Source organism: Novosphingobium guangzhouense, from assembly GCF_002896965.1.
GTDB lineage: Bacteria > Pseudomonadota > Alphaproteobacteria > Sphingomonadales > Sphingomonadaceae > Novosphingobium > Novosphingobium guangzhouense.
On the sequence record NZ_LYMM01000040.1, the window covers coordinates 184,088 to 205,387 of the forward strand.

General features: G+C 66.4%; 21 protein-coding genes. 12 read left to right on the forward strand and 9 right to left on the reverse strand.

Annotated features, from left to right (window positions below; all coding sequences use genetic code 11):
• Positions 1–67: 67 nt before the first annotated feature.
• Complete coding sequence (gene pgeF / locus A8V01_RS15250; RefSeq protein ID WP_103096675.1) at positions 68–847, reverse strand: peptidoglycan editing factor PgeF; 780 nt, start codon at positions 845–847, stop codon at positions 68–70.
• Positions 840–3,494, reverse strand: a complete 2,655-nt coding sequence (gene pepN / locus A8V01_RS15255) for an aminopeptidase N (protein WP_103096676.1) — start codon at positions 3,492–3,494, stop codon at positions 840–842. Before pepN ends, pgeF begins: the two co-directional genes overlap by 8 nt.
• Before the next feature lie 109 nt (positions 3,495–3,603).
• On the opposite strand from pepN, the gene A8V01_RS15260 reads away from it, so the two are divergent.
• Entirely contained in the window at positions 3,604–4,419 is an 816-nt protein-coding gene (locus A8V01_RS15260) for a Rossmann-fold NAD(P)-binding domain-containing protein (protein WP_103096677.1), read from the forward strand.
• Here the strand turns inward: A8V01_RS15260 and A8V01_RS15265 are convergent.
• Together A8V01_RS15265 and A8V01_RS15270 are read right to left on the reverse strand one after the other, a co-directional pair.
• Positions 4,384–5,301, reverse strand: a complete 918-nt coding sequence (locus A8V01_RS15265; RefSeq protein WP_103096678.1) for a DMT family transporter — start codon at positions 5,299–5,301, stop codon at positions 4,384–4,386. The genes A8V01_RS15260 and A8V01_RS15265 overlap by 36 nt on opposite strands.
• Positions 5,298–6,293, reverse strand: a complete 996-nt coding sequence (locus A8V01_RS15270; RefSeq protein WP_103096763.1) for a threonine aldolase family protein — start codon at positions 6,291–6,293, stop codon at positions 5,298–5,300. Before A8V01_RS15270 ends, A8V01_RS15265 begins: the two co-directional genes overlap by 4 nt.
• 64 nt (positions 6,294–6,357) lie before the next feature.
• On the opposite strand from A8V01_RS15270, the gene A8V01_RS15275 reads away from it, so the two are divergent.
• The gene (locus A8V01_RS15275) at positions 6,358–6,648 is read left to right on the forward strand and encodes a GNAT family N-acetyltransferase (RefSeq protein WP_103096679.1); all 291 of its coding nucleotides are present in this window, start codon (positions 6,358–6,360) and stop codon (positions 6,646–6,648) included.
• A gap of 6 nt (positions 6,649–6,654) precedes the next feature.
• Here A8V01_RS15275 and A8V01_RS15280 read toward each other — a convergent pair whose 3' ends face one another.
• Entirely contained in the window at positions 6,655–7,875 is a 1,221-nt protein-coding gene (locus A8V01_RS15280; RefSeq protein ID WP_103096680.1) for a M20 metallopeptidase family protein, read from the reverse strand.
• Positions 7,876–7,907: 32 nt separating this feature from the next.
• Positions 7,908–9,275, reverse strand: a complete 1,368-nt coding sequence (locus A8V01_RS15285) for a lipopolysaccharide biosynthesis protein (RefSeq protein ID WP_103096681.1) — start codon at positions 9,273–9,275, stop codon at positions 7,908–7,910.
• A gap of 212 nt (positions 9,276–9,487) precedes the next feature.
• Here A8V01_RS15285 and A8V01_RS15290 point away from each other — a divergent pair, with 212 nt between their 5' ends.
• Positions 9,488–10,243, forward strand: coding sequence for a phosphocholine cytidylyltransferase family protein (locus A8V01_RS15290; RefSeq protein ID WP_103096682.1), 756 nt, complete (start codon positions 9,488–9,490; stop codon positions 10,241–10,243).
• Between the two features lie 53 nt (positions 10,244–10,296).
• Here the strand turns inward: A8V01_RS15290 and A8V01_RS15295 are convergent, their stop codons facing one another.
• Positions 10,297–10,725 (reverse strand): HIT family protein, encoded by a 429-nt coding sequence (locus A8V01_RS15295; RefSeq protein WP_103096683.1) that lies wholly within the window; start codon positions 10,723–10,725, stop codon positions 10,297–10,299.
• 4 nt (positions 10,726–10,729) lie between these two features.
• Positions 10,730–11,863 (reverse strand): CDP-alcohol phosphatidyltransferase family protein, encoded by a 1,134-nt coding sequence (locus A8V01_RS15300; protein WP_103096684.1) that lies wholly within the window; start codon positions 11,861–11,863, stop codon positions 10,730–10,732.
• Positions 11,864–12,024: 161 nt separating this feature from the next.
• Here A8V01_RS15300 and A8V01_RS15305 point away from each other — a divergent pair, with 161 nt between their 5' ends.
• The 3 genes from A8V01_RS15305 (at position 12,025) to A8V01_RS15315 (ending at position 14,804) form a co-directional block, all read left to right on the forward strand.
• Positions 12,025–13,068, forward strand: a complete 1,044-nt coding sequence (locus A8V01_RS15305) for a diacylglycerol/lipid kinase family protein (protein WP_103096764.1) — start codon at positions 12,025–12,027, stop codon at positions 13,066–13,068.
• A gap of 66 nt (positions 13,069–13,134) precedes the next feature.
• Complete coding sequence (locus A8V01_RS15310; protein ID WP_103096765.1) at positions 13,135–14,055, forward strand: hypothetical protein; 921 nt, start codon at positions 13,135–13,137, stop codon at positions 14,053–14,055.
• Positions 14,052–14,804, forward strand: coding sequence for a nucleotidyltransferase family protein (locus tag A8V01_RS15315; protein WP_103096685.1), 753 nt, complete (start codon positions 14,052–14,054; stop codon positions 14,802–14,804). Before A8V01_RS15310 ends, A8V01_RS15315 begins: the two co-directional genes overlap by 4 nt.
• A 7-nt stretch (positions 14,805–14,811) precedes the next feature.
• Here A8V01_RS15315 and A8V01_RS15320 read toward each other — a convergent pair whose 3' ends face one another.
• Positions 14,812–15,333, reverse strand: coding sequence for a DUF2141 domain-containing protein (locus tag A8V01_RS15320; RefSeq protein WP_103096686.1), 522 nt, complete (start codon positions 15,331–15,333; stop codon positions 14,812–14,814).
• Between the two features lie 259 nt (positions 15,334–15,592).
• On the opposite strand from A8V01_RS15320, the gene rpe reads away from it, so the two are divergent.
• The 6 genes from rpe to A8V01_RS15350 all read left to right on the forward strand — a co-directional run bounded on the left by rpe (position 15,593) and on the right by A8V01_RS15350 (position 21,290).
• On the forward strand, positions 15,593–16,255 hold the full coding sequence (gene rpe, locus A8V01_RS15325) for a ribulose-phosphate 3-epimerase (RefSeq protein WP_103096766.1): 663 nt from the start codon (positions 15,593–15,595) through the stop codon (positions 16,253–16,255).
• A gap of 2 nt (positions 16,256–16,257) precedes the next feature.
• Complete coding sequence (locus tag A8V01_RS15330; RefSeq protein ID WP_103096687.1) at positions 16,258–18,144, forward strand: heparinase II/III family protein; 1,887 nt, start codon at positions 16,258–16,260, stop codon at positions 18,142–18,144.
• Between the two features lie 454 nt (positions 18,145–18,598).
• The gene (gene purH / locus A8V01_RS15340) at positions 18,599–20,191 is read left to right on the forward strand and encodes a bifunctional phosphoribosylaminoimidazolecarboxamide formyltransferase/IMP cyclohydrolase (protein WP_103096689.1); all 1,593 of its coding nucleotides are present in this window, start codon (positions 18,599–18,601) and stop codon (positions 20,189–20,191) included.
• A gap of 36 nt (positions 20,192–20,227) precedes the next feature.
• Positions 20,228–20,428 carry a hypothetical protein gene (locus A8V01_RS15345; RefSeq protein ID WP_146037279.1) on the forward strand — a complete coding sequence of 67 codons (201 nt, stop codon included), beginning with the start codon at positions 20,228–20,230 and terminating at the stop codon, positions 20,426–20,428.
• Positions 20,429–20,607: 179 nt separating this feature from the next.
• Positions 20,608–20,757: a hypothetical protein gene (locus A8V01_RS28650; protein ID WP_170065946.1), complete on the forward strand. Its 150-nt coding sequence runs from the start codon at positions 20,608–20,610 to the stop codon at positions 20,755–20,757.
• A gap of 71 nt (positions 20,758–20,828) precedes the next feature.
• Positions 20,829–21,290 (forward strand): Fur family transcriptional regulator, encoded by a 462-nt coding sequence (locus A8V01_RS15350; RefSeq protein WP_170065947.1) that lies wholly within the window; start codon positions 20,829–20,831, stop codon positions 21,288–21,290.
• Positions 21,291–21,300: the final 10 nt, after the last annotated feature.

The window sequence follows — 21,300 nt, forward strand, 5'->3', positions numbered from 1 at the left end:
GGCAAGGTACTGTAACAGGCTGAAATCGGGTGAGCGGGAAGTAAATTGCTGCCCGATGGGCGGTGAACTATAGGCCGATCAGGGAAATCTGCCGCCCGTAGCTCAGCTCGCCCCGGTGAGTTGCGCGGCGGAACGAATAGAACCGCTCCGTCTCGGCATACGTATCCATCCGAAGCCCCTCGACGCGGCTAATCCCCGCAAGACGCAGGCGACACAGGACATAGCCTTCAAGATCGAACTGAAAATGGTCCGTTCGCCCTTCCCGGAAGAAGCGCGCATTGGGCAGATCGTCGGTCAGGAAACGCTCACGGAAGGCAGCGTCGACTTCGTAGGAGTCCTGCGCGATGCATGGCCCTACCGCCGCCACGATACTTGTCCGGCGGGCGCCCAGCGCCTCCATGGCCGCGATCGTGGAATCGGTGATGCCGCCGATCGCACCGCGCCATCCGGCATGGGCCGCGCCGATCACCCCCGCCTCACGATCGGCGAAGAGCACCGGCGCGCAGTCTGCGGTGAGGATGCCCAGCACCGCGCCGGGACGATCGGTGACGATGGCGTCGGCCTTGGGCCGCTGATCGACCGGGGCGTCCTCCGGCCACGGTTCGCCGCCCAGCGTGACGCAATCGGCCGAGTGGACCTGATAGACCGTGACCAGCCGCGCGCCCGGAAGCACCGCGCCGGCCGCCAGCGCGCGGTTGCGCTCGACAAGATCAAGGTCATCGCCCGATCCGCGCCCGACGTTGAGGCCCGCGACCTCACCCTCGCTGACACCACCACGGCGGCCGAGGAAGCCATGGGGAATACCATCAAGCAAGGTAGCGCGATTGACTTCTACCGATTCAGCCAAGGGACTTGGACACCTGTTCGCGCACGTCGCGCGAAAGTTCGGGCATCGCGGCGATCCGCTCCAGTTCGGCGCGCATCATCGCGGCGCGGACCGGCTCGATCCGGCGCCAGCGACCCAGCGAGGGCACGAAGCGTGCCGCCGTCTGCGCGTTGATCGGGTCAAGCCGGCGGATCAGGTCGCCGATCATGCGATAACCCTCGCCGCTTTCGTCATGGAACGCGCGCGGGTTGACCGCCGCCGCCATGTAGAGCGCGCGCACGCGGTTGGGGTTGGTCATGGTGAAGTCCGGGTGCTTGGCCAGCGCCGCGATATGCTCCAGCACCTTCGGGTTCAGCGCACCCGCCTGCAGCGAGAACCACTTGTCGATGACAAGCGCATTGCCCTCGTAGCGATCGTGGAAATCGGCCAGCGCGGTTTCACGTTCGGGCGCATCGAGGCTGGCGAGGACCATGAGCGCGCCCTGACGGTCGGTCATGTTGTCGGCCGCATTGTACTGCGCGAAAGCACGGCGCGCGCCCTCTGCCGGATCGCCCGAGGCGATGAGCACCAGCGCCTGAGTCTTGATCTTGCGGGCGCCGCGGGCCGCTGCCTCGCGCGAATAGGGCACGGCCACCGCGCGGTCGTGCAGGACTTTGAGCGGCCCGGCCAGTTCCCGGCCCAGCCATGCCTTCAGCGCCTCGCGCTCGGCATGGATCGCGCCGGGGTCCGACACCGCCAGCTGTTCGGCAAGGTAGGTCTCGGCGGGCAGGATCATCAGTTCGCCGCGCATCAGGTCGTCAAGCGCCGGGTCGGCGATCACCGCACCGTAAGCCGCGCCGATCGCCGCGCGGCCCTCATCGCGCGCGGCGTCGTCAAGCTTGCCCGAAACCGCTGCGACAAGGTGCTGGACGACAAGGCCCTGCATCGCCTCGTAGCGGGCGAAGGGATCGTCGTCATGCGCTGCCAGGAACACGAGGTCTGCACTGTCCCGCTCGAACTCGATCGCGACGGGGGCGGAGAAGCCGCGGTTGATAGACAGCACCGGCGGATGGGCGAAGCCATCGAAGGTGAAGGTGTCGCTCGCCTTGTCGAAGACGATCAGCTGCTCGCCCGAATGGGTGCCGGTTTCGCGGTCGAACAGGGCAACGCGCAAGGGGATCGGCATGGCCTGCTTTTCGGGCTGTCCGGGCGTTGCAGGTACGGACTGGGTGAGCGTGAGTACCGCCTGAGTGCCGTTGTGTACCAGTTGTGCGGCAACCTGCGGCGTGCCTGCCTGCGAGTACCAGAGGCGGAATTGCGCAAGGTCCAGCCCGGCGCCGTCCTCGATCGCCTTGACGAAGTCCTCGCAGGTGGCGGCTTCTCCGTCATGGCGGTCGAAATAGAGGTCGGTGCCCTGGCGGAACCGTTCCACGCCCGCCATGGTGCGCATCATGCGGATCACCTCGGCGCCCTTGTTATAGACGGTTGCGGTGTAGAAGTTGCTGATTTCCTGATAGGAATCGGGACGGATCGGATGGGCCAGCGGGCCGGAATCCTCAGGGAACTGGGCGATCCGCAGGACGCGCACGTCCTCGATCCGCTTGACCGCCTCGCTGCCCATGTCGGCGCTGAACAGCTGATCGCGAAGGACGGTGAAACCTTCCTTGAGGCTCAGCTGGAACCAGTCACGACAGGTTACGCGATTGCCCGACCAGTTGTGGAAGTATTCGTGGCCGATCACCCCCTCTACCGCATCGTAATCGCCGTCGGTCGCCGTCTCGGGGTCGGCAAGGACGTAGCGGGTATTGAAGATATTGAGGCCCTTGTTCTCCATCGCACCCATGTTGTAGTCGGACACGGCGACGATATTGAACAGATCAAGGTCGTATTCGCGGCCGAATGCTTCCTCGTCCCACTTCATCGAATTGATCAGCGAATCCATCGCGTGCTGAGTGCGGTCCTCATCCCCCGGCCGGACCCAGATGTTGAGGTCCACCTTGCGGCCGCCCATCGTCGTGAAGTGCGCGGCGTTGGCCACCAGATCGCCCGCCACCAGCGCGAAGAGGTAGCTCGGCTTGGGCCAGGGATCGTGCCATTCGGCCCAGTGCGCACCATCTTCGCCATCGCCGCTGGCAGTGCAGTTGCCGTTGGCGAGAAGGATAGGGAACTGCGCCTTCGGCCCGCTCATCCGCACGGTGTAGGTGGACAGCACATCCGGCCGGTCGGGGAAGAAGGTGATACGGCGGAACCCTTCCGCCTCGCACTGGGTACAGAGCATCCCGCCCGAGGCGTACAGGCCCATGAGCTGGCTGTTCGTGGCCGGATTGAGCGCGGTTTCAACCTCGACCACATGCGTATCGCCGCTCAGTTCCACGAGCAGGTCGGAGCCGTCGAGCCGCCAGTCGTTGACGTCCTTCCCGTCCACCCGGACCGCCAGCGGCGCGATCTGGTCACCGTTGAGACGCAGGGTGGAAGCCCCGTTTCCTGCGGCGTTGCGGTTGACCGACAGCTTGGCGGTGACATGCGTGGCATCAAGGCCGAGGCGGAAATCGAGCGCGACTTCGGGCACCAGCCATGCGGGCGGCAGGTAATCCTCGCGTCGGATCACCGGGGGCGCTGCGGGCGGCGGCGCGGCGTCGGCGATCTGGGTGTTCTCGACGGGCTCGGAAGGTCTGCTGGCGATATCCATGCCTGTTACTTAGAGCGTCGGCAGCCGATTGCCAGCCGGGGAATCGTCATAGTCGGTCAGGCTGCGGGCGGGGTGGGCATGATGCGAGACCTCGGCTAGTTAGCTTGCCATGCGCCGCCTGTTCATCTTCGGTCTCGGCTATACCGCCGGTTTCATCGCCACGCTGTTCGAGGCGCAGGGCTGGGAAGTGATCTCCACCGGCAGCGAGGGCACCCTTGCCTTCGACGACGAGGGCAGCGTTCGGCTGGCTCTGGCGGATGCGGATCACGTCCTCTCCTGCGTCCCGCCGGGCAGCGAAGGGCGCGGCGAGCCGCTGGATTTCGTGCTCGAACGCTATGGGAATGCGCTGAAAGGGAAGGCGCTTTCGTATCTCTCCTCCACCGGGGTCTACGGCGACACCGGAGGGGCCTGGGTGGACGAAAGCGCACCTGTCGTCTCGGGCACCGGCACCGGCCGCCGCACCGCGCGGGCCGAGGCGGACGCGGAATGGCTGGCCATGGGTGCAAGGGTCTATCGTCTGCCGGGGATCTACGGCCCCGGCCGTTCGATGCTGGAGCGCGTAGCCCAAGACCGCGCCCACCGGATAGACCTGCCGGGGCAGGTGTTCAGCCGCGTCCACGCAGAGGATATCGCGGCCGGCGTGCTGGCCGGGATCGGGGCCAGTGCGGGGGCCTACAACCTTGCCGACGACCTGCCCTGTCCGCAGAATTGGGTCGTGGAAGAAGCCTGCCGCCTGACCGGCGCGCCGCTGCCGCCGCTGCTGGGGCTTGAGGAAGCGCAGCTCTCCCCAATGGCACGGGCGTTCTATGCGGAGAACCGGCGCGTTGCGAACGGCAAGGCAAGGCGTGTGCTGGGCTGGCGGCCGCGCTATCCCACTTACGTCGAAGGGCTAGCCGCGCTTGCGCGCGACCAGCGCGATCACTAACCCCGCCAGCGCCAGCACGGCGCCGCCGATGGCAAGTCCGGTCCATCGATAGCCTTCGAACAGGGTCGAAAGCGCCATCGCCACAACCGGCACCGCAACGCCGTTGTACGCCGCGCGACCGGGGCCAAGTTCGCGGATCAGCATGAAATAGAGCGGGAAAGTCACCACCGACCCGGCGATGGCAAGGTAGGCAATTCCGGCCAGATATTCCCAGCGGGTTTCCATCACCGGCGCCCCCACCGTGGCAAGGCTCCAGCCGGCGTCGATAGCCGCGCCCAACAGCATAGCCCATGCCAGCATCGGCACCATCGGCTGCGACCGGCCCAGCTTCGTCCCCTGCAGGATGTTGGCGGTAGAGGCGCTGAGGATGCCTGCGCAAGTCATCAGCACGCCCAGCGCTACCCTGCCTTCGGGCGGGGCGCTGCGATATTCGTGGACCATCAGCAGCGCGATGCCCACGATCGCCACCAGCGATCCCGCGACGAAGCCCGGCGTCACTTTCTGACCAAGGAAAACCCGCGCCAGCACCGCATTGGGCAGCATCAGCAGCGCATAGCACACCGCCACCAGCCCGGACGTCAGATGGATTTCGGCCTGATAGACGAACTGGAAATTGCACACGAACTGGCTGAGCCCGACCAGCAGCGCCAGCCCCATGCCCTGCCGGGACAGACGCAGACTGTCGCGCCGCAGCAGCGCCAGCACCAGCATTCCCACCCCGGCCAGCGCGAAACGGTACGTGATCGACCATGTCGGCGGCACTGCCCCGACCTGATCCTTGATCACCAGCCAGGTCGACCCCCAGATCGCGGTGACGACAAGGAAGGCGAAGATCACCTTCCCGCGCGAAGCGGGCTCCTGCGTTGCGGTAGCGGCGGTCACAGCGCCTCCAGTGCCCTGACGAGCGCGGACACGTGCGCCCCCTTCGCGTCCCACGACGTCACCAGCCGCGCGGCATCGGCGCCCCAGTCGTAGAAGGCGAAGCCCTGCCCGCGCAGCGCATCGCGCTCGGCCGCGGTGCAGGTAAGGAAAATCTCGTTCGCTTCCACCGGATGGAGCAGGCGATCCGGAACAGCCCCGGCGATCGCGGCGGCGGCGGCATTGGCGGCCCTCGCATTATCGAGCCACAGGTCGTCTTCCAGCATCGCAAGGATCTGCGCAGCCATGAAGCGCCCCTTCGATTGCAGGTGCCCGGCCCGCTTGCGACGGTAACGGATCGTTCGGGCGGCCTCGACATCGAAGAAGACGATGGCCTCCGCGCTCATGCCGCCGTTCTTGACGAAGCCGAAGCTGAGCGCATCGACCGCGCCGGCGGCCGCAGCCGGTGAACAGCCAAGATGCGCCACGGCATTGGCGAAGCGCGCCCCGTCCATGTGCAGGCCAAGACCGCGCGCCTTGGCAAAGGCGGCGATGGCGGCAACTTCATCGGGCCGGTAGACGCAGCCGTATTCGCTGGCCTGCGTGATCGAGATCGCGTGAGGCTGGACCTGATGCACGTCGTCGCGGATCGGATCGATCACGGCGGCCAGAGTCTCAGGCGTGACCCGCGCACTCTGCCCCTGCGCCAGCAGCAGCTTGGCGCCGTGGAGAAAGAAGCCCGGCGCGCCCGCCTCGTCCATCTCGATATGCGCCTCGCGGTGGCAGACGACGGCGCCGTGCGGCGGCACCATGGCGGCCAGCGCAAGGCAGTTCGCGGCCGTCCCGCTCGCCACCCAGAGCACCGCGCACTCCCGCCCGAACAGCGCGGAAAACGTGGCGTCGAGGCGCCCGCTCAGCGCGTCGTTGTCGTAAGGCGCATCGGGCGCGTCGGCGTCCATCATCGCCTTCCAGACGGCGGGATGAACGGCGGCGGTGTTGTCGGACATGAACTGCATGACCATATGCCCTGTAAGCGCAATTCAGGCGCGTCAAGCGAATGCTAAAAAGGAGAACCGCCCCATGGTCGGCGTCACCATTACCAAGCACGAATTCGGATCGACCGGAGAATATCACGCGCACCTGGCGGACAGCGAACATATCGGCCGCCTGACCTGGACGCAGGAAGGCCCGGTGCGCCATGCGGACCATACTCTGGTGCCCGAAGCCATCGGCGGGCGCGGTGTCGCAGGGCGTCTGGTGGAGGCGCTGGTCGCGGACGCGCGGGAAAACAACTTCAGGATCGCGCCCGATTGCAGCTATGTGGCGGCCGCATTCAAGCGCCACCCGGAATGGGATGACGTGAAGGCCTGAGAGGCCTTAGCGCCCCCACCCACCGGCCAGGAACCGCTCCGCCAGCCCCGCAAGGAAGGCGGAGCCGCGCGGCATCACGCTTTCATCGACCATCATCTTCGTAGAGTGGATGCCGCAGCACTGGCGCCAGTCCGCCCCTTCGTGGCTGACGCCAAGGAAGAACATAGCGCCGGGGACTTTCTCCAGCACATAGGCAAAGTCTTCCGCGCCCATGATCGGATCGGCAAGGCGCATGAACGCGGCCTCGCCCAGCAGATCGCGGGCAACGCTCTCTCCGAAATCGACCGCGCCGGGATCGCACAGGGTCACCGGGAAGCCCTCCACCACGTCGACCTCGGCGGTCAGACCGTGCGCGCCCGCGATCCCGGCGGCGAGCAGCGGCAGTTCATCACGCAGACGGGCGCGGTTGCCAGGGGAAAGCGTGCGCATGGTGCCGGTCAGGGTCGCAGTGTCGGCGATGACGTTGTGGGCGGTACCCGCCTCAATCTTCGCGATGGTGACGACGACCGGGTCGAACACGCTGAACCGGCGCGCCACCATGGTCTGAATGGCGCCCACGATCTCGCAGGCGATCGGCACCGGGTCGAGCGTATCGTGCGGCATGGAGGCATGACCCCCGCGCCCGGTAACGGTGATCTTCAGCTGGTCCGCCGCAGCCATCAGCGGCCCCGCACGCCCGCCGATCAGGCCATGCGGCGCATTGGGCATGACGTGAAGGGCAAACGCCGCGTCAGGCAGCGCGCGGCCGGAACCCTCCCCGCCCAGCAGCCCATCGTCCAGCATGAACCGGGCGCCGTGGTAGCCTTCCTCTCCGGGCTGAAACATGAAGCGGACCTCGCCCGCCAGCCGGTCCGCCTGCGCGCACAGCAGTTGCGCGGCGCCCGCCAGCATGGCGACGTGAGTGTCATGGCCGCAGGCATGCATGACGCCGGGAATGGTGGAGGCGAAGTCCAGCCCGGTTTCCTCGGGCATCGGCAGGGCATCCATGTCACCGCGCAACAGCACGCACCGGCCCGCACCCGCGCCACCCTTCAGCGTCGCGACGAGGCCGGTTGTGGACGGCCCCTCCGCCCATTCCAAGGGCAGGGGCGCCAGCGCCGCGCGGATCTTGTCCCGCGTCTTCGGGGTATGGAGGCCGATCTCCGGCTCTGCATGGATCGCGCGGCGCAAGGCCACGATGCTGTCGGAAAGGGCGGCGGCCTGCGCAACAAGGGTCATGCCACCCATGATACGCGCGGGCGCTTCCCTGTCGAGCGGCGTTACTCTTCCGGGCCGACTTCCGCGTCATCAGGCACGCCGACCGCGATTTTGCCGGCATCGACCTGCTTGAGCGTGCGCCAGGCCATGACGCCCATCACCGCGTAGGACGTGGCCCCGGCCAGCGCCACGGCCCATGCCGCGCCGCTCGGCCCGATCGGGATGAACTGCCAGAGGCCCACGCCCAGCGCCGCCAGCGCAATGAGACGCGCAACCAGCGACTGGCGCGCGCGCCCGGTGGAGTGCAGCACCGGTTCGAACGCCACGCTGGCAAGGTCGAAGCTGGCGGCCACGGCCAGCGGGATGAGGATCGATGCGCCGCTTTCGAAATCGTCGCCGCCGATCATCGCCAAGAGCTGCTCGCCAAGGAAGTAGGCCACCGCCACCACGGCAAGGCCCGCGCCGCCCGCGATAAGGCTGGTCTGCAGCGCCAGTTTGCGGAATTCCTCGGCCTTGGAGGCGACGCGCACGCGCGCCACTTCGGCGTAGACAGAGCGGGTCAGCAGCGTCGACAGCTTGCTCAGCGCCTGCGACAGTTGCGAGGCAAGGCGATAGAGGCCCGCCGCCTTCGTCCCAACCCAGCCGCCGACGACCAGCAGCGGCCCGTTCTTCATGGCCGCGTCGATCGCCGAGCCCATGTAGGTGACGAAGAAGAACTGCGTGACGCCGGGATTCTCGCGGATCGCCTGCGGCAACTGGAACAGGTAGGAAATCCGCACCGCCTGCGGGCACAGGCGCCGCGCCATGATCCAGTAGAGAATGGCCTCCAGGATATCGATCGCCGCCCAGGCTGCCAGGAACCGGCCGACCGTTGGCCCGGTGAACCAGATGATCAGCGCACAGACCAGCCGTCCGCTCGGCACGATCGCCTCGACATAGACGGCCATGTCGAAGCGGTTGAGCGCGCGCACGATCCCGGTCGGGGCCGAAACCAGCGCCCACAGCGAGCCGACGCAGTACCAGAAGGCCACGTCGATGAAGCTGGGATTGAGATCCAGCATATGCGCGAAGCCGAAGATCATGATCGCCGCAAGGCCGCAGCCGAGAATCGCGCCGACCGCGTCGATCACCCCGCACAACATGCCAAGACGACCGAACTTCTCCCAGTCCTTGGCGTGGACGTGTTCGGAGCCGTAGCGCACCACGACTCGCCAGGTCTGGAAGCCCGCCAGCGCGGTCAGCGCCTGCGCGGTGCCGAAGATCAGAGAAAAGTGGCCGAAATCCTTGAGGCCAAGGGTGCGCGTCTGGATGGCAAGGTAGGCCAGGCCGCAGATCGCGCCGAAGCCCTTGCCGCCGAGCAGCCAGGCGGTGTTCTGAAGTATCCGCCCTAGCGGAGATGCACTCTCCTGGCGGTAGCGTTTGGCGGACATTGGCTCGCATTTGGACGAGGGTTGGGTCAGTTGCAAGGGTATCGCTCGTTCTTCCACGTAATGGCAGCCACGTAGTGGCAATGTTGGGCCAGTCGGATCGGGCGGCCAGACCGGACTGCCGGATCGGACTGGTCGGGTCACCCCCGCCAGAGCTTTCCCTTTCGCGCCGCAGTCGCTAGATGGCCCCTTCCCCCAAGCAGACTGAATGACACATGATCGAACACGCCATCCTTCTCAGCGCCGGCCAGGGCTCACGCCTGCTTCCCCTCACCGCCGAGCGTCCCAAGTGCCTGATCGACTTCTCCGGCCGCTCTCTGATCGAGTGGCAGATAGAGATGCTGGCGCGCGGCGGGGTGAAGCGGATCGACGTTGTCACCGGCTTCATGACCGACATGCTGGAAGAGCACCTGCAGTCGATCCGCGACCCGCGCGTGGAAATCACGGTGCGCTTCAATCCCTTCTTCAAGGTGGCGGACAATCTGGGCTCATGCTGGATCGCGCGTGAAGCGATGCGTGGCGATTTCCTGATCCTCAACGGCGATACGCTGGTGTCGGAAGAGATCGTCCACAAGGTCCAGCAAGGCGCTGCCGGCCCGGACGGCAAGCCCTGGCCGGTCACCGTGACGGTGGACGTCAAGGCGGACGGCTACGACAGCGACGACATGAAGGTCGAACGCAGCCCCGAAGGCCGCCTTGTCCACATCGGCAAGACGCTGACGGCGGCGCAGTCCAATTCCGAATCGATCGGCTTCCTGGCGTTCCGTGGCGAAGGCGCGGACCTGTTCCGCGAAACCGTGCGACAAGCGATGCGCACGCCCGAAGGCGTCCAGCACTGGTATCTCAAGGTGATCGATTCGATTGCCCCTACCGGCAAGGTCGGCACCGTTTCGATCGAAGGGCTGAACTGGGCCGAGGTGGACTTCCTCAACGACATCGAGATCGCCACGTCGCTCACCGATACCTGGTGAGGTGAACTGCGCCGAGGGGGCTGAGCTTGTCTAAGCCTTCTCGGTACGACCAGTCAGTCGAACGCGGCCTTCAGCCACGCCACCAGCGCATCAAGCTCCGCACCTTCCAGCGCCACGGCATGGCCAAGGTCCGGCATCTTGGGCCAGCCGCAATCGACGAATTCACGCCCCTGCCATTCGCGCGCGCCTTCGTAGCGGGGGATGACGTGGAAATGGACGTGCGGGTCCACCATCATCAGCATCAGGTAGTTCAGCTTCGCATAGCCGACCGCCTTGCCCAGCGCCGTCTCGATGGCGCCGGTCACGGCTTTCAGTTCGGCGTGCGCCTCTGCCGGAAGATCGCCGAAGGCGGTCGCGTCGCTCTTGGCTGCCAGCACCAGCGCGCCCAGCGTCGGCTGCGCCGGGCGGGCCAGCACGATCCAGTGGGCGAATTGCGCCACCGTAGTCGCGGGCCAGCCGAACTTTTCGAACGTCGCGTTCATTGCCTCAACCTTCTGCCAGCCAGGAGGTGATCGTGCCACCACGCGCCCGCACGATCCAGGCCTGCACCAGCCGAACGGCGTGGATCAGGCACGACACGGCGGTCCACCATGCAACGGCGACAAGGCCGATATCGGGGCGGGAGAATACCATCGCCACGAACAGGATCACCATGTTCGGGTTGCGCCGCGCCGTGATCAGGCGGAACTTGCTGTCGAACGGCCGCCACACGTGGATGTGCATGCCGGCAGAGCGGATGAAGGCGCCCTCGATCAGCCGCTGGACCACATAGCCCCCCTGGATCGCGCCCTGTACCCACCAGAAGGTCGCCGGGTCATAGGCCAGCCCCCAGGCGCCGAGGCCGGTCGCCCAGAACCACCACCAGAACGGCGGATGGACAAGATCCATGCCATGGTCGAACACGTTGCCCCAGGCAGACGAGGTGATCGTGCAGCGCGCCAGCTTGCCGTCCACGGTGTCTAGCACCATGAACACCAGACCAAGCGCCATGCCCAGCCAGTAGTGGCCATAAGCGAAAAGCACCGTGGCGATCACGCAGAACACCGCGCCCACCGTGGTCACCATGTTCGGCGTGACGCCCAGCTTCGCGCAGATGCGCGTCAGCACCAGCGCCCATTCCGGCCAGAGGTACTTGGTCAGCACATCGGTCACGCCCTTGTAGGCGCCGAAGTAGCTGGCCCGCTCGATCGGCCGGAGGGTGGAAGGCGTCAGCGCCATCAGGAACGGCGTTTCGCGCTTGCGAAGCTGCTTGTTCTCGATCGTCGGGCCATCTTCGTAGGCGACGACATCGAACCCGGCCGAATCGGCCAGCGGAATGCCCGCCGCCATCGCCGCCGCGACTCGCGCAGCCTGATGTGCATCTGCAGCATGGGCAAGCGCCGGAATGCCGCCCAGTGTCAGCACCGTGCCGGGTCGGGAAGTGATGTTTCCGAACCACGCCGGATCCCATGCGAAAGCCGCGTTGGACAGGATCGCGGCGCTTTCGGGAACGCTGTCGACGGGTTCGAGACCGGCGGCGCGGGCAATCCGGCCGACACGTACCGAGGGGCTCAGCCCCCAGAGCCTGACGGGGTTTTCGCCGATCGTGACGACCGGCAGCACTTGCGTATTCTGGACCATAGGCCGCCACGTAGTCCCTTGCCGGCCGAGTGACAATCCGGCTGCCCTGCTTGCGCCACATACGTGTCAATACGGCCACAAACGCCATGAAACTGTAACTCAAATGTGTCAGAGCATATTTCTGGATGATTTTCCTGACCGGCGACACTAAATGGGTCGCCGTGCACGGAAGCATTCACACGTTCGAAACGCTGCCGATCTTCGGCGAGCTTGGTCGCCGGGATGGCGCGCGCACGGTGCGCCCCGTCCGTCGTGGCCGCGCGGTTCCGCTGGTCGGCATCGTCCGCAATCCCCGCAGCCATCGCAACAAGGGCATCTCGCCCGAAATGGCCGATTGCTCCAACATCCTGACCCAGACCCCCTCCACGCGCGAGGAACTGCATTACACGCTGGCGGAGTTCGCCCGGCGCGGGATCGACTATCTGGTGGTGGACGGCGGCGACGGCACCGTTCGCGATGTGCTTTCCGCAGGTGCGGATATCTTCGGCGACGACTGGCCGACCTTCATCGTGCTGCCCAAGGGCAAGACGAATGCGCTGGCGGTCGATCTGGGCCTGCCCAACAAGTGGTCGCTGGCCGAAGCGCTGGCCGCTGCCCATCGTGGCCGCACCATCGCCCGCAGTCCGCTGCGGATCACCCCGCAGGGTGATGCCGCGCATTGCGTGCAGGGCTTCATCCTTGGCACCGGCGCCTTTTCGATCGCGACCGAGGCAGGGCAGGAGGCGCACCGTCGCGGCCTGTTCAACAGCTTCGCGGTCGGCCTAACGATCCTGTGGGGCGTGATGCAGACGCTGTTCGGCGGCGCCCGCAACGCCTGGCGCGCCTGCACCCCGACCCGCATCGTCGATCGCCACACCGGCCAGCACCTGCCCTACAAGGGCAAGGGCAGCGCCGACGAACGCTACCTGACGATCGCCACCACTTTCGAACAGTTCCCGCTGGGCGCCCGCCCGTTCGGCCGCAACCCGGCGCCGGGCCTCAAGCTGGCGGTGATCGACTGGCCGGTCCGCTGGCTGGTAGCCCTGCTGCCCGCGATGATGTTCGGCCTCAACCTCAAGCTGTTCGGCCGCTACGGCGCACACCGCGTCAGCGCCAGCGAGGTGGATATGGATATCGGCGGCTCGTTCATCCTTGACGGTGAGGCCTTCCCCGGCGGCCGCTACGTGCTGGCCGAAGGACCGCAGATCAACTTCGTCGTTCCCTGACTGCGCGACAAGCAGGGGCAACAGGCAGGCTTGTAATTGCCGCAAGCCTGCCCGATGGACGCGGCAATGATCGCTCGAACTTCCCCGGATGCCCGGTCTCTGGATGACCGCATAGCCTTCGCACTGACGCGCGAAGTCGTGCCCGAAGTGCGCGCCTTCGCGCAAAGGCTGGCCGATGCGGCCGATGCGCTGGGCGTGCTGTTCTACGGATCGAACTTGCGCACCGGATCGCTGGAAGGCGTGCTGGACTTCTATGTCCTGCTGCCGGGCGCGCAGGTCGAACGCATCTGGCCGCGCGTCAGCTATCACGAATGGACGCATGAGGGCGTGCCCTTGCGCGCCAAGGTCGCCACGATGGCGCTGGAAACCTTCCGCGCCGCCGCCGCCGGAGAGCGGGTGGACACCACCATCTGGGCGCGGTTCGTCCAGCCGAGCGCGCTTGCCTGGCAGCGCGACGATGCCGCCGGAACCGCCATCGCACAGGCCGTGGCAGGCGCCGCCCGCACCGCCGCCCGCCTTGCCGTGGCGCTGGGGCCGGATACCGGCACACCCGAGGACTACTGGCGCGCCTTGTTCCGCGCGACATATGCCGCCGAATTCCGCGTCGAAAAGGCAGGCCGCGAGGATTCGATCCTTGCCGCCAACCGCGCGCACTTCGACGGCCTGCTGCCGCTGGCGCTCGAAGCCGCCGGGATAGCCTTCACGCAGGACGGGGAACGTCTGCGCCCGGCCCTTGCCGCAAGCGAACGGGCGGGCATCCTGTCATGGTGGGCACGGCGCAGAAGGCTGGGCAAACCGTACAACGTCCTGCGGCTGCTGAAAGCCTCAACCACCTTCGAAGGCGCTGCCCGCTATGCCGCCTGGAAGATAGAGCGTCACACCGGCGTCCCGGTGAAGATCACCCCCTGGCGCGAACGCCACCCCATCCTCGCCGCCCCCGGAGTGCTATGGCAGGTCTGGCGCGGCAAGCGGGAGAAGACCGCATGAACGCCCTGATCCTGGCCGGTTCGCGCCCCGGCGCACCCGATCCGGTGGCCGAAGCGGCAGGCACTGCGCACAAGTCGCTGGTGGAAATCGCGGGGCAGCCGATGCTCGCCCATGTCGTCGCCGCGCTGCGCGATGGCGAGATCGATCGCATCGCCGTCTCCGCAAGCGATCCGCAGGTCCGCGATCTGGCGATTTCGCTCGGCTGCGAGGTGCTTGCTACCGGCGCCGGCCCCAGTGCCAGCGTGGCGATCGGGCTGGAGGCTCTGGGCGCGCCGCTGCTGGTCACCACCAGCGACCATGCGCTGCTAAAGGGGCAATGGGTGCGCGATTTCCTGGCCGACACGCCAGGCGGAAGCGACGTTGCCATCCTGCTTGCCCGGCGCGAGGCGATCGAGGCGGCGATGCCCGGCAGCCGCCGCACGTACCTGCGCTTCGCTGACGGGCACTGGTCGGGCTGCAACCTTTTCCTGCTGGCAAGTCCGCGCGCGGAACTGGCGATCGATACCTGGAAGATGGTCGAAGCCGACCGCAAGCGCCCCTGGCGCATCGCCGCGCGCCTCGGCATCGGCATGCTGGTGGGCTACGCGCTTGGCCGCCTGACGCTGGCCGACGCGATCAGCAAGCTGGGGCGCAAGATCGGCGTCACCGCCAGCCTCGTCGCCGCAAGGGACGGGCTGGCCGCGGTGGACGTGGACAAGCCCGCCGACCTTGCAGACGCGCGCGCGATCATGGATGCACGCCCAGGCTGAACGCCTCTCACATATATTTCATCTGGATCCGGATCGACTTTACGCCATCGCCTACCGGCACGCCGACCTTGGTGTAGCTGGGCTTGCCCAGATTGAAGATGTTGATCGACGGGTTGTTCGACATCGCGCCACCGTCGGTGCGGATGTCGGTTTCCCCATTGCCGTTCACGTCATGGCGCACCGCGACGCCATACGTGCCCGATGCCGGAAGCGGGACGCAGAAGGTCATCGATCCGGCGCGCGCGGGCACCTCTATGCGCGACAGCCACTTGCCCTTCACCAGCCACTCGCCCGACGTGGCGCGATAGGACTGGACGCGCAGCTTGCCAGAGGACGACTTGATCCCGTCCACGGTGACCATCATCGCCGGCCCCTTGTCGGACTGGCAGCGGCCCATCTCGTTGCGGATTTCATTGCGATATTGGGCAAGAGCCGGAACCGGCGCGGCAAGACCCGCAACCGCGACAAGCGCGGCGGCAGTGCTGGTACGGTGAAGCACAGTGCGATACAGGGCGTTGGTCTTGATCATCTCTCTTCCGTTTGCTGGGTCCGCACGGCAAGCGTGGCCGCTTGAAACCCTCTTGTCGTGCCCAGGTGCCCGAAAAGCGGTGAACACGCACTGAACTTTCCGTTCGACCGCCGGAAAGCCCCGCCCGGTCGCATATCGGGCGAAAACCGACCTGCGCCTCTCTTGCTACAAGATCGCGTGTGGAAAACGCTGCCCCCGGCGCTTGTCGCCCCAAGATGTGGTGGCGTATCGCTGGGAAAAGGAGCGTTCGTTTCTGCCCATGACAATTCCGCTGATTTCCCCTTCGATCCTGTCCGCCGACTTCGCCCGGCTCGGAGAGGAAGTGCGCGCCATCGACGAGGCCGGTTGCGACTGGGTCCATGTCGACGTCATGGACGGCCACTTCGTACCCAACATCACCATCGGCCCGGCCGTGGTCAAGGCGCTGCGCCCGCACAGCACCAAGCCCTTCGACGTCCACCTGATGATCTCTCCGGTCGATGCCTACCTCGAAGCCTTCGCGGAAGCGGGCGCGGATTACATCACCGTCCACCCCGAGGCGGGCCCCCACGTCCACCGCACGGTGCAGACGATCCGCAACCTGGGCAAGAAGGCAGGCATCTCGCTCAACCCGGCGACGCCCGCCAAGATGCTGGACTATCTGATCGACGAGATCGACCTGGTCCTGATCATGAGCGTCAACCCCGGCTTCGGCGGGCAGAGCTTCATCTCCAGCCAGCTTCGCAAGATCGAGGCGGTGCGCAAGATGATCGACAAGTCGGGCCGTGACATCCGGCTTGAGGTCGACGGCGGCGTCGACGCCAAGACCGCGCCGCTGTGCGTCTCGGCGGGCGCTGACGTGCTGGTCGCGGGCTCCGCCACCTTCAAGGGCGGAACTTCGCAGTACGCGGCGAACATCAAGACGCTCAAGGGTCTCGAATAGGCATGACCGCCGACACCCGCTTCAGCCCGGCGGCATGGAACCCGCGCAAGGAGCGGGCGGAGGAGGGTGTCATGACCGAAAGTGCCGAAAGCAGCGCCACGGCAGTTCGCCCCGCTCCGACGATGGCCCCGACGAAGGACGTCGCTCATATCGAGCCCGGCCGCGCACTGGCGCTTGTCGATTTTTCCGCACCTTCGGTGGGGCTGGGAGAGCGGTTCATCCGCATGGCCTATCGCGCCGGGGTGCCCGGCGCGATGCTGTCCGGGCCCATGGGCAGGAAGGCCCGCACGCGCCTGCTGGCCACTGTCAACAACACCCTGCCCGGCAACCGCATGGCCGGAACCGCGATCCGCGCCGGGCATTTCCTGGTCCACGGTGCCAAGACGCCGATCGCCCAGATCGACTTCGCGGGCGCCGCGCGGGTCACGCCGCCGCTGGAGAAGGTGGTTCATTCCTTCTCGTGGCTGACAGATCTTGAAGCCTGCGCGCCCCGCGAACAGGGCGCCCCGGTGGCTGAACGCGTGCTCATGGCCTGGCTTCAGGCGAACCCCAAGCCGCCCGCCAAGCCCGGCACCAAGGGCGGCCCTGCATGGAGCGTGGGCAACACGGGCACCCGCCTTGCAAACTGGCTGGCGCATGCCCCGCTGATCCTTTCGGGCGAGAAGGCGCTGCGTATCCGCACGCTGGAGCACATCGCCGTCACCGCGCGCTGGCTCGACCGCCACGTCACCAGTGCCGAAGATGCCCTTGCCGAAGTAGCGGGCTGGGTGGGCATCGTCGCCGCCGGACTGCTGCTGCCCGATGGCCGCCCGCGCCGCCTCTACGGCGAAGCCGGGCTGATCAAGGCGCTGGGCGAACTGATGGGCGATGACGGCGGCGTACTGTCGCGCAGCCCGCTGGCGCAGATGGAAGCGATCGCGCTGCTGGTGCGGCTGCGCAACTGCTATCACGCCACGCGCCGCGACGCCCCTTCCGCCATGGAGCGCGTCATCGAACTGCTGGTGCCGCCGCTGCTGGCGCTGACGCACGGCGATGGCGGCCTAGGATCATGGCAGGGCGGCTGGGCCGTGGACGCCGCCGACGTGGAGGCGCTGATCCACGCCAGCGGCGTGCGCACGCGCCCGCTTCGCGATGTGCGCCAGTGGGGCTATCAGCGCGTATCCGCGCACAAGTCCGTCCTTCAGTTCGATACCGCCCCGCCGCCGATGCCCGCGCAGGCGCGCTTCGGCTGCGCCTCGACGCTGGCTTTCGAATTTTCCCATGGGCCGCATCGCATCGTCGTCAACTGCGGCGGCGCGGCAAGCGGCGGCGGGCTGGTGCCGGTGCGGCTTGAGCAGGGCCTGCGCGCCACGGCCGCGCATTCGACCCTGACGCTTGACGATGCCAATTCCACCGCCGTGCTTATCAACGGCATGATCGGGTCGGGCGTCACCGAAGTGGCGGTGGATCGCAAGACGCTGCCGCAGGAAAACGGCTCCAACGCCACCCGCCTCGATGCCAGCCACAACGGCTACGCCACGCGCTATGGCCTGACCCACCAGCGCATCCTGCTGCTGCGCGACGATGGCAGCGAACTGCGCGGCGAAGACCTGCTGCTGCCCGCAGGCAAGAAGGGCAAGCGCGGCAAGGTCGGCTTCGCGATCCGCTTCCACCTTGGCCCGGACGTGGACGTCAACCTGACCGCCGACGGCCGGGGCGCCGGCCTGTCCCTGCCAGACGGCAGCTACTGGCAGTTCCGCTCTGCCAGCGACGAAGGGGAAATGACGGTCGAGGATTCGCTCTGGGTCGATGGTCAGGGCCGCCCGCAGGCGACGCAACAGATCGTCGTTCAGGGCATGGTTTCGCGCGGCGGCGGGACTTTCGGCTGGATCATCAAGAAGATGAATTGATTGCAGCCCCGCTTGTAGAAGTACGCCGCCGGTGTATATTGCAAGAGCTGTCTGTGTATCTATGCGATCACCTTCAAGACAAAAGAGAGGCGCGCTATGCCAGTAGCGCGCCTCTCGCCGTTCGGGGGACAGGTGCCAGCCCATCCCCCTCCCGTCATCACTTGTTGCGGCTCATCTCCACGACCTTGAGAACAAGCGTCGTGAAGGCGAGGCACGCCATGATGATGAGTATTGCTATCTCTATATCTATTTGAATCACCTCCCTCTGCAGCGGGAATTCGGGTTTCCCCGCGCTGCGCCAACGGCTTAACTGAAAATGCGGCGCCCTCAGGATTAACACTCCTTCACCAACCCGCCCCCTCCAGGCCCCGGAGAACCGCGCCGTACTTGCCCCGACCGCCCTGCCGTCCTAAGGGCGCGCGCGAAGAGACATTCGCCAGGGAAGCCCGCACTCATGACCGATTCCGTCCAGATCCGCCGCGCGTTGTTGTCCGTGTCCGACAAGACCGGCCTTGCCGAACTTGGCAAGGTGCTCAGCGACCGGGGCGTCGAACTGGTCTCGACGGGCGGCACCGCCAAGGCGCTGCGTGATGCGGGCCTTGCGGTGAAGGACATTTCCGAGATCACCGGCTTCCCCGAAATGATGGACGGCCGCGTCAAGACGCTGCACCCGATGGTCCACGGCGGCCTGCTGGCCGTGCGCGACAACCCCGAACATGCCGCTGCCATGGCCGAACATGAGATCGGCGCGATCGACCTTGTCGTCGTGAACCTCTACCCCTTCGAGGCGACTGTCGCGAAGGGCGCCAGCCGCGACGAGATCATCGAGAACATCGACATCGGCGGCCCTTCGATGGTCCGTTCGGCGGCGAAGAACCACGCCTTCGTCACCATCGTCACCGATCCGAAGGACTACGAGGGTCTGATGGTCGAACTGGAAGCGACCGAGGGCTGCACCACGCTGGGCTTCCGCAAGCTGATGGCCGCGCGCGCCTATGCGCAGACCGCTGCCTACGATTCGATGATCAGCCAGTGGTTCGCCTTCACCGATCAGGGTCTTGAGTTCCCCGAGATGCTCAGCGTCAACGGCCGCCTGTCGACCACCTTGCGCTATGGCGAGAACCCGCACCAGAAGGCCGCGCTCTACACGCCGGTGGGCCCCTTTACCAAGGGGCTGGCGCAGGCCGAGCAGGTGCAGGGCAAGGAACTGTCCTACAACAACTACAACGACGCCGACGCCGCCTTCGAACTGGCTGCAGAGTTCAAGGGCCAGAAGCCTGCCGTCGTCATCGTCAAGCACGCCAACCCCTGCGGCGTCGCCCAGGGCGATTCGCTGCTGGACGCGTGGAACGGCGCGCTGGCCTGCGATGACGTCTCGGCCTTCGGCGGCATCGTTGCGGTCAACCAGACGCTGGACGGTGCGACGGCGGAAGCGATCTGCCAGATCTTCACCGAGGTCGTCGTCGCCCCCGATGCCGACGAGGAAGCCCGCGCCTTCTTCGCAAAGAAGAAGAACCTTCGCCTGCTCCTTACCGGCGAACTGCCCGATCCGCGTCGTGGCGGTTTGACCGTGCGCCCGATCACCGGCGGCCTGCTGGTACAGGGCCGCGATAATGGCGCGATCGGCTTCGACGATCTCAAGGTCGTCACCAAGCGCGCACCGACCGATCAGGAACTGACCGACTGCCTCTTCGCCTGGACCGTGGCCCGCCACGTCAAGTCGAACGCGATCGTCTATGCCAAGGACGGCGTCACCGCCGGCATCGGCGCAGGCCAGATGAACCGCCGCGACAGCTCGCGCATCGCCGCGATGAAGGCTGCCGAGGCCGCAGAAAAGTTCGGCTGGGCACAGGCGCGCACGGTCGGTTCGGCGGTTGCCTCCGACGCCTTCTTCCCCTTCGCTGACGGCCTGCTTGCCGCTGCCGAAGCGGGCGCGACCGCGGTGATCCAGCCGGGCGGCTCGATCCGCGACGATGAAGTCATTGCCGCTGCGAACGAAGCCGGTCTTGCAATGGTCTTTACAGGCATGCGTCATTTCAAGCACTAAGGGGTCTTGCGCAGGGCTGCGGAAGGAACATCGGCGATGATGGTTACGGGGCTTGGCCCGCTCGTCGTCGTCGGTTTCCTGATCGGGCTGACACTTGCGGCGGTACTGCTTCGGCTTGGGCGTCTACGCTCGCCGGCAAGCGCTTTCGCCGCTGCGGCGCTGCCTTTCGGATGCGCCGCCCTGCCCGTGATCGGACTCGTAATGATTTCGGTATTTGTGACAGCCATCGGTCAATAAGCCAAAAGGCTCCCGCAGCTCATCGCGTCAATGCATCCGTTCGTCGATGAAACAGGCTACGCATCCTTTTGTTCACTGGACCGCAAGCCATTTGAGGCCAAAGGGGCAGCACGCCAAACCTTCCGACCGGTTGCGCCCAACGCGCCCGGCCATTGAAAGACAGTTCGAAAGCCGTTTCCATGGGTATCTTCAAAGCCGACTTCTACCGCTACTTCGCCTTCGGCTTCGCCGGCGGGGCTCTGCTGGTGCTGGGTGCGATGGGGATCGGCCATGTTTCGCCGCTGTCGAATGACATCGTGCCCCCGGCGCAGGCTGCGCAGGCCGACTGAGCTGCCCCCAATCAGCTGCGACTGCTTCGCAGCTGATTGCACAAGTTCGCGGCAGGCCCCATATGGGCGCCATGTCTGGCAACCATAACCACCACGAACATTCCGGCGACAGTCTGGTCAAGGCTGCGCGCAACGCTCTTGTCGAAGCGGGCGAGCAGTGGACGGAAATGCGCGCCGATGTCTTCGGCGCCCTTGCCGAACGTGAACGTCCCGCGTCCGCCTATGACCTTGCCGAAAGCGTATCGTCGCTGCGTGGCAAGCGGGTTGCGCCCAACAGCGTCTACCGCATCCTCGATCTTTTCGTGCGCACCAACCTGGCCCGCCGGGTGGAAAGCGCCAATGCCTACGTCGCCAACAGCCATCCGGGCTGCCAGCACGACTGCATCTTCCTGATCTGTGACAGCTGCGGACAGGCCGTTCACATCGATGACGACAAGCTGACCGGCGCCCTCATCGCGGCGGCCAGGAACGCCGGCTTCGCCGACGTGCGCCCGGTGGTGGAACTGCGCGGCATCTGCGCGCAGTGCAGCTGAGAAAGGCGGC

Coding starts and splice junctions, on each gene's coding strand:
- pepN (WP_103096676.1), bottom strand. CDS start 3,494: ATGGATATCGCCAGCAGACCTTCCGAGCCCGTCGAGAACACCCAGATC.
- A8V01_RS15260 (WP_103096677.1), top strand. CDS start 3,604: ATGCGCCGCCTGTTCATCTTCGGTCTCGGCTATACCGCCGGTTTCATC.
- A8V01_RS15270 (WP_103096763.1), bottom strand. CDS start 6,293: ATGCAGTTCATGTCCGACAACACCGCCGCCGTTCATCCCGCCGTCTGG.
- A8V01_RS15275 (WP_103096679.1), top strand. CDS start 6,358: ATGGTCGGCGTCACCATTACCAAGCACGAATTCGGATCGACCGGAGAA.
- A8V01_RS15280 (WP_103096680.1), bottom strand. CDS start 7,875: ATGGGTGGCATGACCCTTGTTGCGCAGGCCGCCGCCCTTTCCGACAGC.
- A8V01_RS15285 (WP_103096681.1), bottom strand. CDS start 9,275: ATGTCCGCCAAACGCTACCGCCAGGAGAGTGCATCTCCGCTAGGGCGG.
- A8V01_RS15290 (WP_103096682.1), top strand. CDS start 9,488: ATGATCGAACACGCCATCCTTCTCAGCGCCGGCCAGGGCTCACGCCTG.
- A8V01_RS15295 (WP_103096683.1), bottom strand. CDS start 10,725: ATGAACGCGACGTTCGAAAAGTTCGGCTGGCCCGCGACTACGGTGGCG.
- A8V01_RS15300 (WP_103096684.1), bottom strand. CDS start 11,863: ATGGTCCAGAATACGCAAGTGCTGCCGGTCGTCACGATCGGCGAAAAC.
- A8V01_RS15310 (WP_103096765.1), top strand. CDS start 13,135: ATGATCGCTCGAACTTCCCCGGATGCCCGGTCTCTGGATGACCGCATA.
- A8V01_RS15315 (WP_103096685.1), top strand. CDS start 14,052: ATGAACGCCCTGATCCTGGCCGGTTCGCGCCCCGGCGCACCCGATCCG.
- A8V01_RS15320 (WP_103096686.1), bottom strand. CDS start 15,333: ATGATCAAGACCAACGCCCTGTATCGCACTGTGCTTCACCGTACCAGC.
- rpe (WP_103096766.1), top strand. CDS start 15,593: ATGACAATTCCGCTGATTTCCCCTTCGATCCTGTCCGCCGACTTCGCC.
- A8V01_RS15330 (WP_103096687.1), top strand. CDS start 16,258: ATGACCGCCGACACCCGCTTCAGCCCGGCGGCATGGAACCCGCGCAAG.
- purH (WP_103096689.1), top strand. CDS start 18,599: ATGACCGATTCCGTCCAGATCCGCCGCGCGTTGTTGTCCGTGTCCGAC.
- A8V01_RS15345 (WP_146037279.1), top strand. CDS start 20,228: ATGATGGTTACGGGGCTTGGCCCGCTCGTCGTCGTCGGTTTCCTGATC.
- A8V01_RS28650 (WP_170065946.1), top strand. CDS start 20,608: ATGGGTATCTTCAAAGCCGACTTCTACCGCTACTTCGCCTTCGGCTTC.
- A8V01_RS15350 (WP_170065947.1), top strand. CDS start 20,829: ATGTCTGGCAACCATAACCACCACGAACATTCCGGCGACAGTCTGGTC.